Below are 13,664 nucleotides of genomic sequence, written 5' to 3' on the forward strand. Positions count from 1 at the left end.
TTCTCACGGCGGGGCTTTTTATCTGGACGGTGCTTACTCGGCGGCTTCAGCCTGGTTGGCGCGATAGAGGAAGGTCACGATCTGGCCCCGGGTGCAGGGGGTGTCGGGGGAGAAGGTGGTGCCGTCGCCGGTGCCGGAGGTGATGCCCTTCTCCACGGCCCAGGCGATGGGCTGGAGGCCGTACTCTCCGCCGTCGGTCACGTCGGTGAAGCTCACCTTGGCCTCGGTCTCCGGGTTGCCGGCGGCCTGCCAGATGTAGAGCATGGCCATGGACCGGGTGCAGGCGGCGTCGGGCTCTCCGTGATTGTCAACGATCTCCTTCTCGAACCACTCCAGGGCGGCGTCACGGTCCTTCACGCCCTCCTTGGCGCCGGGCTTGCCGTTGGCGCGCCACAGGAAGGTCAGGATGTGGGACACGGTGCAGGTGTCGGAGGGGCCGAAGGTGGTCTCGGTCTTGCCGGTGGTGATGCCCTCGGCAACGGCCCAGTCAATGGCGGCGGCAAAGGGGGAATCGGCGGCTACATCGGTAAACTTGGGAGCGGCCTCGTCTTTCTTCTCTCCGTCTTCGGCGGGAGCTTCGTCCTTTTTCTCTCCGTCCTCGGCGGGAGCTTCGTCCTTTTTCTCTCCGTCCTCGGCGGGAGCTTCGTCCTTCTTCTCCCCGTCCTCGGCGGGAGTTTCGTCTTTTTTCTCCCCATCTTCGGCGGGAGCTTCGTCCTTCTTCTCCTCGCCTTCCGCGGGAGTTTCGTCCTTCTTCTCCTCGCCGGAAGACTCCGTGGGAGCGGTGGTGCCCGTCTTGTCTTCCTCGGCGGCGAAGGCGGGGACAGCCAGGCTCAGGCTCAGCGCCAGGGCCAGAGCCAGGGATAACAGCTTTTTCTTCATGTTGGTTCCTCCAAAAATTTTTTGACCCGGCGGACGGGAACGCTCTCGTCCGCAGCCGACAGAATGAAACGTATTTTACTCCATCCTGCCGGAAAATGCAAGAGGATTTGTCACATTCTGCAAAAAGAACGGGAACTTTTTCACAGCCATGCCTTCCTTCAATTTGGGAGGCCGGCATCAGAATTTGTCATTTTTAGCTTCCCTGCCGGAGAAAAACAAACGCTTGCGCTGTGTGCTTTTACGACAACTCCGCCGTTTTTAGCGAAGCTTTCCGGTGAAAAGCCCCCGCGCCTTCCGGCGCGGGGGCTTTCGCGGGTCAGCCGGTTTTCACGGGTCTTCCGGCGGGGCGCGCCCGCCGGGGAGGGAGGAAAGGGGATGGCGGGGGGGACCCGCCGTGTGTGTGGGACCTCCCTCTCCGGTTGGGCGTCCGCCGGAAACATAAAAGCGGCGCCGAGTCCCAAGAACTCAGCGCCGCCTAAGAGCATGCGAACGCACGGCCCATCGTTCCCCTTCCCGCAACCTTGCTATCCACCCTTGCAAAAGCGTGGAGGAATGGGTATAATAAGCCCGTGGCGCAGTTCAAACTGCTGTGCTGAGTGGTACGGACACTCGTACAGGGCTGTCGGGTGCCTCTTACACCCGGCAGCCTGCCGCATTCATGTTTCCAGTTCTTATTGTAACCCGGATTTCCTCAAATTGCAAGGGGGTTTCGGCAAAATCCCCAAAATGCCCCGCCTGTTCCAAGGGACAGGCGGGGCTCTCGTTTCCTTATTTCCGGTTTCACCCCCGCCGGGAATACAGCCGGGCAAGGCCCCCTTCGGAGGTCTCCCGGTAGCCCCGGTTCAGGTGGATGCCGGTTTCGTACATGGTCTTGAGCACCATGTCATAGCTGATGCGCCGGGTCTCCGCCAGGAAATAGGCCAGATTCGCGGAGTTGATGGCCCGCATGGCCGCCACGGCGTTGCGCTCGATGCAGGGAATCTGAACCAGGCCGCAGATGGGGTCGCAGGTAAGGCCCAGGTGATGCTCCAGGGCCACCTCGGCGGCGTACTCGATGCGCTTGACGGAGTAGCCGAAGATCTGGCCCAGGGCGGCGGCGGCCATGGCGCAGGCCACGCCGATTTCCGCCTGACATCCGCACTCCGCCCCGGAGACGGAGGCGTTGCGCTTCGCCAGGGCGCCGAAGAGGCCCGCCACCCCCAGGGCGTGGGCCACATCCAAATCGCTGAGGCCCCGCTTGTCCTGGAAGTAGTACAGCACCGCCGGCAGCACGCCGCAGGACCCGCAGGTGGGGGCGGTGACGATGAGGCCGTTTCCGGCGTTCTGCTCCGACACGGCGTAGGCGTAGGAGCACACCCGCTGGCACTCGATGATCTCCGGGTGCTTGTTCACCAGAATGTGGTCGTGGATGGACTTGGCCTTCCGCTCAATGCGCAGCCCCCCGGGCAGCTCCCCGGAGGCGGCCAGCCCCTCCTGAATGGAGCGCTGCATGACGGACCAGATTTCCAGGAGGTCGTCCCAGATGCCCGCCCCCTCGTTCAGCTCCACGTAGTCCGTGAGGCTGATGTAGCGGAACTCGCAGAACTCCTTGATTTCGGCGAAGGAGTTTTCAAAATAGGTCTCCTGCTCCTGCCCCGGGGCGGGGCGGCCCTCCCATTCCAAATCCCCGCCGCCCACGCTGTAGACCCGCTGGGTGCATAGCTCCCGCCCGCCCCGGAGGGCGGTGAGGTCCAGGGTGTTGGGGTGCTGTTCCACCGTCTCCTGGGAGAAGACAATCTCCGCCGGAAGGGGGGCGAAGGTCTCCGTCAGGATGCGGTCCGTCCCGTGGCCCTTCCCCGTCTTGGAAAGGGAGCCGTACAGCACCGCCCGGTAGGCGTCCGCCTCCGGCGTCTCCTCCCGGAAGAGGGCGGCGGCCCGGGCGGGGCCCATGGTGTGGGAGCTGGAGGGCCCCCGGCCCGCCTTATAGATGTCACGAATCGATCGCATGGCTTTTCATACTCCTGTGCCCAGAGCTCCGCCCTCAAGGGGCAAAGCCCTCCACAATGTCCACCAGCTCCTGGCCGATGCGCTTCTGCGCCTCCCGGGTCCCCGCGCCGATGTGGGGGGTGCAGGAGACCGCCGGGTGCTGGGCCAGGGCCCAGTTGGGGTCCTTCTCGCTCATCCACACGTCCAGCCCCGCCGCCCGGACCTTGCCGGACTCCAGGGCCTCCAGAAGGGCCCCCTCGTCCACGTTGCTGCCCCGGGAGACGTTGACAATCACCACGCCGTCCTTCATCTTTCCCAGGCTCTCCCGGTCCACCAGGGCCTTGTCCCCGCCGGGGGCGCAGAGGATGAGCACGTCGGAGCCCGCCAGCAGATCGTCCATGGAGACAAATTTCATAGTCTCGCACTCGCAGCCTTCCGGACGGTGACGGTGGACGGTGGAGAGGACCTTCATCCCCAGGGCCTGGCACTTATCGCCCACCATCCGGCCGATGCGTCCATAGCCGATGATTCCGGCGGTTTTGCCGGAGAGCTCGAAGCCCTTGGAATAGGCCTTCTTCTCCCACTTGTTCTCCCGCATGGTGTGCCCGGCGACGGAGATGTTCCGGGCGCAGGAGAAGAGGAGGGCCAGGGCCAGCTCCGCCACGGCGTTGGAGGAGGCCCGGGGGGTGTTCCGCACGGCGATGCCCGCCGCCTCGGCATAGGGAATGGCGATGTTGTCCATGCCCACGCCCGCCCGGACGATGAGCCGGAGCCGCCCGCCCTTGGCGGCGTCAATCTGGGGCTCCTTGATTTTGGTGGCGGAGCGGATAATCACCGCGTCAAAGTCCCGCAGGGCGGGGCCCAGGGCGTCGGGCTCATAGAACTGCTCCACCACCTCGCAGCCGTCCGCCCGGAGCTTTTCTATGGCGGAGGCGTCCATTCCGTCGGTGACCAATACGCGCTTTAGCATCATAATTGTACCCCTTTCGTATCCGGCACACCCCAGGGGTGCCAATGTCGGAAAACCCTCACGCCCATTGGGGGACAGGCGCGTCCGGCAGCCCGGAAGGGGGTCCAGGGGCACTCCCCTGGTTTTCCGCTCTTGGCGGAAAATAAATTTGAATCATTTTCCTGACGACATGCGCGTCAGGAAAATACCAAGACTCCAGCCGCCTTGGGCGGCGGCTCCAGTGACAGATGTCACTGGAGGGGGGAATCTAAAGGGGGGACGAAGTCCCCTCTTTAATTCAGTTGTGCTCCTGCTCGTACTTCTTCAGGAACTCCACCAGCGCCTCCACGCCCTCCTTGGGCATGGCGTTGTAGATGGAGGCCCGGAGGCCGCCCACGCTCTTGTGGCCCTTGAGGTTGTCAAAGCCCGCCGCCTTGGAAGCCGCCACCACGTCGGCGTCCTGGTCCTTCGTGGGGGTGACGAAGGGCACGTTCATGAGGGAGCGGTCCTCCTTCCGCACGGCCCCGGTGAAGAGCTTGGACTGGTCCAAGAAGTCGTAGAGAATCTTCGCCTTTTCCTCGTTGCGCCGGTGCATGGCCTCCAGGCCGCCGTTATCCAGCAGATACTTGAAGACCTTTCCGCAGCAGTAGATGGCCCAGCAGTTGGGGGTGTTGTAGAGGGAGTCGTTGTCCGCGTGGGTCTTATAGCTCATATAGGTGGGGACAAATTTTGGAAGATCGTCCCGCAGCAGATCCTCCCGGATGATGACCACCGCCATGCCCGCCGGGCCCACGTTCTTCTGCACGCCGCCCCAGATGAGGCCGTACCGGCTCACGTCGCAGGGGCGGGAGAGGAACATGCTGGACTGGTCGGACACCAGTACCTTCCCCTTGGTGTCGGGGAGGCTGAAATAGGTGGTGCCGTTGATAGTCTCGTTTTCGCAGATATACACATAGTCCGCGTTGTCCGGGATGTCCAGATTGGAGCAGTCCGGGATATAGGAGAAGTTCTTGTCGGCGGAGGAGGCCACGATTTTGACCTCGCCGTATTTCTTTGCCTCGGCGATGGCCTTCTTGGACCATGCGCCGGTTTCCACATAGCATCCGACCCCGTTTTTCATCAGGTTCATGGCCACCATGGCGAACTGGACCGTGCCGCCTCCCTGGATGAAGAGGACCTTGTAGTTGTCGGGAATGCCCATGAGCTTGCGGAGGTCCGCCTCCGCCTCGTCCCGAATCTGCTGGAACACCTTGCTCCGGTGGCTCATCTCCATGACGCACATGCCGCTCCCGCGGTAGTTCATCATCTCGGCGGCGATCTCCTCCAGCACGGGCTCCGGCATCATGGCGGGGCCGGCGGAGAAATTGTAGGTGCGGCCGTATTTCATAGCGCGTTCCTCCATTCAAAAATCCACAAATTCCGCCCCTTTCGGGGCCGCTTTCCTGTCCATAGTATACAGGATTTTTTTACCGGAATCAACCGTCTTCCCAAATTTTCTGGAAAAAGGTGAACCTTTCTTCCCGTCCCTCTGCTTGCATTATGGCCGGGGGCCCTGTATACTATAAGCATCGCCTTGCATGAGCGGAGGGAAACTATGACATTGGATGGCATCAAGCGGGACCTCCGGGCCCGGTGGGATCTGACGGCGCTCTACGCCCGGGCCCTTGGAAAGTGGCTGCTGCTGGCCGCAGCGGCGGGGATCTCCTGCGGCCTGGTGGGCACGGCGTTCCACATGGCCGTGGAGTATGTGACGGAGCTCCGGGGGGAGTATCCCCGGCTGCTGTACGGCCTGCCCCTGGCGGGCCTTGCCATTGTGGGGCTTTACAAGCTGCTGGGCACCGAGGGCCAGGGCACCAACGACATCTTTGACCAGGTCCACAAGGGGGGCAGCGTCTCCCTCCTGCTGGTCCCCGCCATCTTCCTGGGGACGGTGCTGACCCACCTCTGCGGCGGCTCCGCCGGGCGGGAGGGGGCGGCCCTTCAAATGGGGGGCTCCCTGGGCTATCGGGTGGGGCGGCTCTTCGGCTTTGACGAGCGGGACCTGCGCATTGCCACCACCACGGGCATGGCGGCCTTTTTCACCGCCCTCTTCGGAACGCCCCTGGCGGCGGCGGTGTTCTCCATCGCCGTGGTCAGCGTGGACTCCTTCTACCACGCCGCCTTTTTCCCCGCCCTTATCGGGGCCCTGGAGGCCTATGGCATCTCCCGGGCGCTGGGTGTGGCCCCCACCGCCTTCGCTGTGGCGGCTCCCGAGCCGGCGGCGGGCCTGCTGGTCCGGGCGGGAATTCTGGCGGCCCTGTGCGGGCTGCTGTCCGTGGTGTTCTGCGGGACCATCCGCCTGACGGAGCGGCAGCTCCACAAGCGGATTCCCAATCCCTGGCTCCGGGCCTTCGCCGGGGGCTGCGCCGTGATTCTTCTCACCCGGCTCTGCGGCTCCACGGACTACAACGGCGCGGGAATGGAGGTCATCGCCGCCGCCGTGGAGCAGGGGGCCGTCCGGCCGGAGGCGTTCTTGCTCAAAATCCTTTTCACCGCCGTCACCCTGGGAGCGGGCTTCAAGGGCGGGGAGGTGGTGCCCTCCTTCTTCGTGGGGGCGGCCTTCGGCTGCGCCATGGGGCCCGTGCTGGGGCTTCCGGCGGGCTTTGCCGCCGCGCTGGGCCTTGCGTCCGTGTTCTGCGGGGCCACCAACTGCCCCCTGGCCTCCATTGCCCTGGCCATCGAGCTCTTTGGAAGCGGGGGGCTTTTGTACTACGCGCTGGCCTGCTGCGTCAGCTATGTCCTCTCCGGCTACGGGGGGCTGTACTCCAGCCAGACGATTCTTCACTCCAAGCTGAAGGGGCGGTACATCAACGTACACACCAACGATGGGCCCGTGGAAACCGACGTCCCGGCGGAACCCAAGGAGGCGCTTTCATGATTTCCAAAATTTACCCCCCCCCCCCGCGAGACCGGCCGGTTGACCTGGTAAAAAGTTCCGCTATTTTTGGCGTCCTGCTGATCCACGCCAGCGCGGGCTGCCTCTCCGGCCCGGTTTCCGCCCCCTGGCTGTCCGGCCTGTTCTGGAATGCCCTGGCCCGTCCGGCGGTACCCCTGTTCCTTATGGCCAGCGGGGCCCTGCTCCTGCCGCCGGAGCGGGAGCTGCCCATAAAACGGCTCTACACCCGCAGCATGGCCCGGCTTCTGGCGGCGCTGTTTTTCTGGGCGGCCTGCTATAAGCTGGTTTACCTGTGGCTGCTGGACAGCCTCACCCCCTGGGACCTGGAGGCGGCGGCGAAAAACCTCCTCCTCTTCCGGCATGAGGAGCATCTCTATTATCTCCACATCATGCTCCTGGTTTACGCCTTCCTGCCCGTCACCCGGCTCCTGGTCCGAAACGGGGACCGGCAGTCTTTGGAGTATGCCCTGGGGCTGTGGTTCCTCCTGGGCATTCTGTACCCCACGGTTCGGACCCTCTGGCCGTTTACGCTTCTGGGGGGCGTCCCGGTCCAGTGGCGGCTGAACCTGGCCTACTCCTCTATTGGCTACACCCTGCTGGGGCATTACCTGACGGTTTACCGTCCCCGTCCCCGGCGGCCCCTCTGCCTCGCGGCTCTTCTGGCGGGCTTCCTCCTCACCTTCGGGGGGACCTGGGCCGCCTCGGCGGCGGCGGGGAGGCTGGAGGAGCATTTCCTGGAGGGCACCGGGGCCGGGGTTTTTCTGGAGGCCCTGGGCTTCTGGGGCCTGTGTCAGAGGGCCTCTTTGCCGGAATGGGCGGGGCGGGCGGCGGAGCGCCTTTCCAACGCCTCCTTCTGCGTCTTTTTAACCCATGTGTTTTTCTTGCAGTTCTTCGCCCGCCACGGCCTCCGGGCGGCGGAGGGCCCGCCGCTTTTCACCGTGCCCCTGGTCTCCCTCCTGGTCCTAATCTGCGGCTGGGGGGCCTACGCCCTGTTCTCCCAGGTCCCGGGAGTCCGGCGCTGGCTGATTTGAATACCCGCATAAAACGCGCCTCCCGCGGCATACTGTCGTCAACCGACATCTGCCACGGGAGGCGTTCTTTTCATGACTCAAATTCTGCAAGACACCGGCATGACGGTGCTGACCACCCTGCTGTCCATCCTGGCGCTGTTCCTCCTCACCAAGCTGATGGGGGCCAAGCAGGTGTCCCAAATGACCATGTTCGACTATGTGGTGGGCATCACCATCGGTTCCGCCGCCGCCGAGCTGGCCACCGAATTGGAAGAGCCCCACAAGCCCCTCACCGCCCTGATTGTCTACGGGCTGGTGGCTGTGAGCATCTCGGTGCTTTGCTGCAAGTCCCTGAAAATCCGCGCCGCTGTCACGGGACGGCCCGTGGTGCTGCTGGAGGACGGGGTGATTTACCGGGAGAACCTGAAAAAGGCCAAGCTGGACTTGAGCGAGTTTCTCACCTACTGCCGCATCGGCGGCTGGTTTGACCTAAGCCAGCTCCAGACCGCCGTCTTCGAGCACAACGGCACCGTCAGCTTCCTGCCCAAGGAGGCGGACCGCCCCGCCACCCCGGCGGATTTGAACAAGAATCCCTCCCAGTCCCAGGTCCAGACTCCCCTTATCATGGACGGGAAGCTGCTCTCCGGCAACCTCCGCCAGGCGGGGAAGGAGGACGAATGGGTCCGCCGCTGCCTGCTCCGCCAGGGCTACCGGAACGAGGGGGAGGTCTTCCTGGCCCTCTGGGGCGGGGGAGAGGATTTGACGGTGTTTCCTATGGAGCCCGGCCGCGGGGGCGATGGGACACGGCCGTAAGCAGGGGCGGACCTACCTCCGCCGCCTGGGGAGAACCGGGGAGCCGGGCCGCCCAGGGGGGGCGGCCCCTACGGCATCTCCTATCGGAAGAACCCCCGTAGGGGCCGCCGCCTTCGGCGGCCCGTTCTCCTGTCCACCCTCAATGGGCCAGAATGAATTCCTCCAGCTCCTCCGGTGTTTTCACCACAGCCACCGCTCCGGCCTCCTCCAGCTCCCCCGGCGGGGCATAGCCGAAGAACTCCACCCCGGCGCAGTCCACGCCGCAGGCCCGGGCCCCCAGCACGTCGAATTTCCGGTCCCCCACCATCAGCACCTGGGGGAGATCCCGCTCCGTCAGGCCCAGCTGCCGCATGGCCTCCCGGACCACGTCCTCCTTTTCCCAGTCCCCGTGGGGCGGGCTTCCCACCAGGGCGGAGAGGTGGGGCGTGAAGCCGAACCGGGCGCAGATGGAAACGCACAGGTTTTCCGGCTTGGAGGAGGCCAGGGCCAGCACATAGCCCCGCTCCTTCAAGCGGCCCATGACGGCTTCCATGCCCGGGGCCGCCCGGTTCTCATACTGGCCCACGGGCTCGTAAATCAGGCGGAAGCGCTCCACCGCCTCCGCCGCCTTCTCCGGGCTGTAGCCGCAAAAGCGCATAAAGGAATCCTGAAGGGGCGGGCCGATGAAGCGGAGCAGGGTTTCCTCCTCCGGCACCGGGCCGCCGTAACCCAGGATGGTCTCCCGGACACAGTGGACAATGCCCTCCCGGGAGTCCGTCAGGGTCCCGTCCAGGTCAAATAAAATATAACGGTACATATCAAGCCTCCTGGAGAAATTGGGGGACCAGCACGCCGGAAGCCCCGCCGTCCACCTCGCAGACGGGCCCCTCCAGCCGCCGGACGGCCCCGACGGGCCACAGGGACAGGAAGTCCTCCACCCCCGCCACGTTGGGCAGGCCGTAGGGGGCGTGGCGGTAGTGCATGGGAACGGCGCACTTGGGGTGAAGGGCCTCGCAGACGGCCTTGGCCCCCGCCGCGTCCACGGTGTAGGTGCCTCCCACGGGAATCAAAACCGCGTCCAGGGGGCCGATGGCCTCAACCTGCTCCGGCGAAAGCGGGTGCCCCAGGTCCCCTAGGTGGGCGACGGCAGCGCCGTCCGCCGAGAGGATATGGATGGTGTTGGGCCCCCGGAGGGCCCCGCCCTCGCCGTCGTGGAAGGTCTCCACGGTGCGGATGGTGAAGGGGCAGGGGCCGTCGAAGGGGACCAGCTCCGCCTGGTCCACGGCGTTGTGGTCAAAGTGGCCGTGGCTGCAAAGAATCTTGTGGACCTGGAGCTTTTGCTCCGCCAGGGCCGGATAACCCTCCACGCCGGTGTAGGGGTCCAGCAGAATCCGGTATCCGTCCTGCTCCGCAAGGAAGCAGGCGTGGCCCAGCCAGGTGAGTTTCATATCATGATCCTCCTTGTGCGTATTTCAAAAAACGGGGGCGGATCTCCGTCCGCCCCCTTACTATATCAGATTTACGGCTGTTTGTCATCCGGGTTTTTCGGTTCGTCCTTCTTCCGCTTGAAGAAGCTGCCCCCCGTCCGCTCCCGGGCCTGGCGGAAGGTCTCTCCCCGCTGGGCCTGGCGCCGCTTGGAGACCTTCACCACCAGCAGGATAACGAGGGCCAGGAGGACCATCCAGGTCCAGTTATAGGCCAGGTACACGGCCACATCCTGGAGGAAGTCCCCAAAGCCGCGGAGCCCGTCCGTGAAGGCGTTCCCCAGGCGGCTTCCAAAGGTGGGCGGGGCCTCCTCCACCGTGGTGAGGCGCAGCACCTCCCGCAAGCGGACGTCGATGGTGGCGAAATCCACCAGGGAGTCATAATGCCGGAGGGACCCGGTAAGCTGCTCGATCTGGTATTCCGTCTCGCTGATGGCGTTTTCCAGGTCGATGATGTCCTCCATATTTTCCGCCTTGGAAAGCAGCGTCTGAAGCCGCTCCATCTTCGTCTTCTGGGTTTCCAGGCGGCTCTCCGTGTCGTAGTACCGCTCGCTGATGTTTTCGGCGTTCTGGTCCTGGCTGGTGACGTGGCTGATTTCCCCCACGGTCTTCAAAAAGCCCCGAAACTCCTTGGCGGGGACCCGGACGGTATAGCTGGCGCTCCGGCTGCCGTCGCCGCGGCTGTCGGAGGAGGCGTACTCCAAATAGCCCCCCAGCCTGTCCACCAGCTCCTCCAGGGCGGCGGTACAGGCGTCGTAATCCTGAGTCTCCGCCTGGATGCTGGCGGTGTAGACCATCTTGGCGCTGGCCAGGCGGTCCTCCCGGGGCTCCTCTGTGGCCGCCTCCGGCTCGGCGGGGGAGCCCCCCGCCGAGCCGGAGGCGGCGTCAAAGCCGAACTCCCTTACCTCGGCCTTCCACTCGTCCCCGCTGTCGTCATAGGCCGTCTGGCTCTCGCTGTCGGCGGGGGCGCTGGAAGCGCTTCCCCCGCTGTAGCCCCCGCCTCCTCCGCAGGCGGTGAGGGTCAGGGCCGTCAGCAGGGCCGCCAGGAACAGGGCAAGTCCTCTTTTCATCCGTTCATCCTCCTTGTCCGCCCCGTCTTCCAAGCGGGGCTGTTACCTATATAGACGGATTTTCCAGGGGAAAGGTTCCGGGGATTTTCCCCTATGAAAACAGGGCCCCCCCTTCGGAGCCCTGTTCGCCTCGTATCACGCCACCGCCGAGAAGGGGGTGCGCGCTTTCTGTTCTTCCTCGTTCTGCCGGGCCAGGTCCTGCTGCTGGGCGGCGTTATCCGTGTCCGCCTTGGTGACGGTGCGGGTGGTGCCCCCGGAGACGTAGGACTTGCCGCACTCCGGGCAGATTTCCGTGTGCATGGTCACGTTCTGGCTGACCACCTTCCGGCCCTCCCGGTCGGCCTTGGCCTGCTCCCGGTAGACATGCTCCATCTCATGGCCCCGGACGGCGGAGGCCGCCTGTTCCGGCTTGATGTTGGTGGGCGTCTGGAAGGACACGCCCATGTCGTCGGACCCGTCCTGGTACTTCCGGCTCTCGCAGGTCTCGCACTCGCCCTCCTCCAGGGCCTCCTGGGCGCTCTCGGCCCCCTGGGCGCTCTTGCCGTCCAGGGCCTTTTCGTCCTCCGCGTCTCCCTCCTGTCCGGGGAGGCCGGGCAGCTTCGCTTCCTCCGCCTTGGGCGCGCCGTTCAAAAGCGCGTCCTCCGCGCCCTTTAAATCGTTCCGGCCCAGGGCGTCCTCGGCTTGGAACAGCTGGCCCTCCAGGGCGTTTTTCCGGGAGCCGTCCACAGGGGAGAGGCCCTCTTTTCCGGTTTCCACGAACATGCCCTCGGGGTCTATCTCGCCGTAGCGGGTCCGCATCCGCCCGGCCATGGCCGCCGGGTCGTTCTCCAGCCGGGCCGTCAGCTCCGGCAAGGACGCCTCGTCCCGGGAGATGGGGCGCACGGCCTTGACCGGCTCCACCGGCGTCTCGGGGGAGGCGTTTTTCCGCGCCGTCCAGACCGGCTGCCGGGCCTGCTGGGCCGCGCGGGAATTGCGAATATTTTCCGACAGCCGGGACTGGTAAAACGCCCCGACAGAGCCCATTCCGAAGCTCCCGACGCCTGATATTCCACCGACCATAGAATCACCTCATATTGAAAATTGCCTTGCGGCGAAACTCTAACAAATACAGTATACCATATTCTGCCCAAAGCGCAAGCCCCTTTTTGGGCCTGTTCCAGGCATTTGACCGGGGTGCGCCCTCCCAAACCGCCGGGCCCCGGAAGCCGGTCAAACACGCGCCGCCGGAGGCTTCCCCCCGGCGGCGCGTCCGCTTCTCAATATCCGAAAATCATGCCCCGGCGAATCTCCGCCAGGGAGTGGGCCCCGCACATGGCCATGGCGTCGGCCAGCTCGGCCTTCAGCTTGTCCACGTAGATCCGGACCCCCTCAGCCCCGCCGCCGTAGACCATGTTCACGAAGGGACGGCCAATCAGCACCGCGTCCGCCCCCAGGGCCAGGGCCTTGAACACGTCCAGGCCGGAGCGGATGCCGCCGTCCACCAGGACGGTCATCTTCCCGCCCACGGCGTCCGCGATGGCGGGCAGGACCTCCGCCGTGGCGGGACACTGGTCCAGCACCCGGCCCCCGTGGTTGGAGACTACGATGCCGGAGGCCCCGGCCTCCAGGGCCTTCTCCGCCCCCCGGACGGTCATGATGCCCTTGAGGATGAAGGGGGTCCCCTCCAGCATATCCACAATCTCCCGCAGCTCCGCCACGGTCTTGCTGCCCGCCGGGGGCTGGAGGTTTTTCAGAAACGGCAGCCCCGCCGCGTCGATGTCCATGGCCACGGCGAAGGGCTTCGCGGGCTTGATGAGGGCCAGCTTCTCCCGGATAGTCTCGATATTCCAGGGCTTGACGGTGGGCACGCCCTGTCCGTTCTGCTTTTTCAGGGCCTCCGCCGCGGCCTCCATGACGGCGGGGTTCGTGCCGTCGCCGGTGAAGGCGGCGATGCCCGCCTGGGCGCAGGCGGCCACTAAGATGTCGTTATAGGCAAGGTCGTCGTACTTGTCCCCGTAGTGGAGCTGCATGGCCCCCACGGGGGCGGCGAAGACGGGCAGGTCCACCGTCTGGCCGAAGAGGGCGAAGGAGGTATCCACGGGCTTGTTCTCGCAGATGGTGTCCATGTTGACGCAGAGCTCCTGCCACTTCTGGTAGTTGCGGATAAAACCGGTGCCAACGCCCTTGGCCCCGGGGCCGGGGATGGCGTTCCGGCACCCCAGGCCGTTGCAGGTGGGGCAGGATTTGCAGTGGGGGCCCATACAGGTACGGGCGTTTGCCAGGACTTCCTGATAGGTCATGTCGGGTTTCCTCCAAATATGTCAAAATTTTCAGGTTCGCTTATAAGCCGATTGTACAGGAAACGGGGAAGAAAGGCAAGGGGGGAACGGTCCGGGGCCGCGCCTCATAGAATGCAGAGGTGATCCTATGACAAACCCAAACTGCGACCCCCTGGCCCTCACCACCATGGTGAACTCCCTGGCGGTGGCCATCGCGGGTCAATTGAACGACCAGGAGCTGGGCCTGGCGGGGGCCATCCTGACCCAGCTGGGGGACACTCTGGAGACCATCGCGGCCCAGCGGGAAATTTGTTCCCGCTGA

Annotated in this window: 13 protein-coding genes; 4 read left to right on the plus strand and 9 right to left on the minus strand. The window is 64.8% G+C overall.

Features of this window, described 5'->3' with window-relative positions; translation table 11 throughout:
- Positions 1 to 33: 33 nt before the first annotated feature.
- The 4 genes from Q1M04_RS00525 to serC all read right to left on the minus strand — a co-directional run bounded on the left by Q1M04_RS00525 (position 34) and on the right by serC (position 5,180).
- Positions 34 to 879 (minus strand): S-layer homology domain-containing protein, encoded by an 846-nt coding sequence (locus tag Q1M04_RS00525; protein ID WP_297996638.1) that lies wholly within the window; start codon positions 877 to 879, stop codon positions 34 to 36.
- A gap of 780 nt (positions 880 to 1,659) precedes the next feature.
- Positions 1,660 to 2,865: an L-serine ammonia-lyase, iron-sulfur-dependent, subunit alpha gene (locus Q1M04_RS00530; protein ID WP_297996636.1), complete on the minus strand. Its 1,206-nt coding sequence runs from the start codon at positions 2,863 to 2,865 to the stop codon at positions 1,660 to 1,662.
- Positions 2,866 to 2,899: 34 nt separating this feature from the next.
- Positions 2,900 to 3,817, minus strand: coding sequence for an NAD(P)-dependent oxidoreductase (locus Q1M04_RS00535; RefSeq protein ID WP_297996633.1), 918 nt, complete (start codon positions 3,815 to 3,817; stop codon positions 2,900 to 2,902).
- Between the two features lie 274 nt (positions 3,818 to 4,091).
- Complete coding sequence (serC, locus tag Q1M04_RS00540) at positions 4,092 to 5,180, minus strand: 3-phosphoserine/phosphohydroxythreonine transaminase (RefSeq protein WP_297996630.1); 1,089 nt, start codon at positions 5,178 to 5,180, stop codon at positions 4,092 to 4,094.
- 207 nt (positions 5,181 to 5,387) lie between these two features.
- Here serC and Q1M04_RS00545 point away from each other — a divergent pair, with 207 nt between their 5' ends.
- The 3 genes from Q1M04_RS00545 to Q1M04_RS00555 all read left to right on the plus strand — a co-directional run bounded on the left by Q1M04_RS00545 (position 5,388) and on the right by Q1M04_RS00555 (position 8,551).
- Positions 5,388 to 6,710 (plus strand): chloride channel protein, encoded by a 1,323-nt coding sequence (locus Q1M04_RS00545; RefSeq protein WP_297996628.1) that lies wholly within the window; start codon positions 5,388 to 5,390, stop codon positions 6,708 to 6,710.
- Complete coding sequence (locus tag Q1M04_RS00550) at positions 6,707 to 7,759, plus strand: acyltransferase (RefSeq protein ID WP_300446156.1); 1,053 nt, start codon at positions 6,707 to 6,709, stop codon at positions 7,757 to 7,759. Before Q1M04_RS00545 ends, Q1M04_RS00550 begins: the two co-directional genes overlap by 4 nt.
- Before the next feature lie 72 nt (positions 7,760 to 7,831).
- Complete coding sequence (locus tag Q1M04_RS00555) at positions 7,832 to 8,551, plus strand: DUF421 domain-containing protein (protein WP_297996625.1); 720 nt, start codon at positions 7,832 to 7,834, stop codon at positions 8,549 to 8,551.
- A gap of 139 nt (positions 8,552 to 8,690) precedes the next feature.
- Here Q1M04_RS00555 and Q1M04_RS00560 read toward each other — a convergent pair whose 3' ends face one another.
- The 5 genes from Q1M04_RS00560 to Q1M04_RS00580 form a co-directional block, all read right to left on the minus strand.
- Complete coding sequence (locus tag Q1M04_RS00560; protein WP_297294780.1) at positions 8,691 to 9,347, minus strand: HAD hydrolase-like protein; 657 nt, start codon at positions 9,345 to 9,347, stop codon at positions 8,691 to 8,693.
- A 1-nt stretch (position 9,348) separates the two neighbouring features.
- Positions 9,349 to 9,978 (minus strand): MBL fold metallo-hydrolase, encoded by a 630-nt coding sequence (locus Q1M04_RS00565; protein ID WP_297996623.1) that lies wholly within the window; start codon positions 9,976 to 9,978, stop codon positions 9,349 to 9,351.
- Positions 9,979 to 10,049: 71 nt separating this feature from the next.
- Positions 10,050 to 11,084 carry a DUF4349 domain-containing protein gene (locus Q1M04_RS00570; RefSeq protein ID WP_297996621.1) on the minus strand — a complete coding sequence of 345 codons (1,035 nt, stop codon included), beginning with the start codon at positions 11,082 to 11,084 and terminating at the stop codon, positions 10,050 to 10,052.
- Positions 11,085 to 11,219: 135 nt separating this feature from the next.
- Positions 11,220 to 12,107, minus strand: a complete 888-nt coding sequence (locus Q1M04_RS00575; RefSeq protein ID WP_297996619.1) for a hypothetical protein — start codon at positions 12,105 to 12,107, stop codon at positions 11,220 to 11,222.
- 233 nt (positions 12,108 to 12,340) lie between these two features.
- Positions 12,341 to 13,363 carry an alpha-hydroxy-acid oxidizing protein gene (locus tag Q1M04_RS00580; RefSeq protein WP_297996616.1) on the minus strand — a complete coding sequence of 341 codons (1,023 nt, stop codon included), beginning with the start codon at positions 13,361 to 13,363 and terminating at the stop codon, positions 12,341 to 12,343.
- 127 nt (positions 13,364 to 13,490) lie between these two features.
- Here Q1M04_RS00580 and Q1M04_RS00585 point away from each other — a divergent pair, with 127 nt between their 5' ends.
- Positions 13,491 to 13,664 (plus strand): DUF6774 domain-containing protein, encoded by a 174-nt coding sequence (locus tag Q1M04_RS00585; RefSeq protein ID WP_204790683.1) that lies wholly within the window; start codon positions 13,491 to 13,493, stop codon positions 13,662 to 13,664.

The organism is uncultured Oscillibacter sp., from assembly GCF_950073225.1.
Classification (GTDB): domain Bacteria; phylum Bacillota; class Clostridia; order Oscillospirales; family Oscillospiraceae; genus Oscillibacter.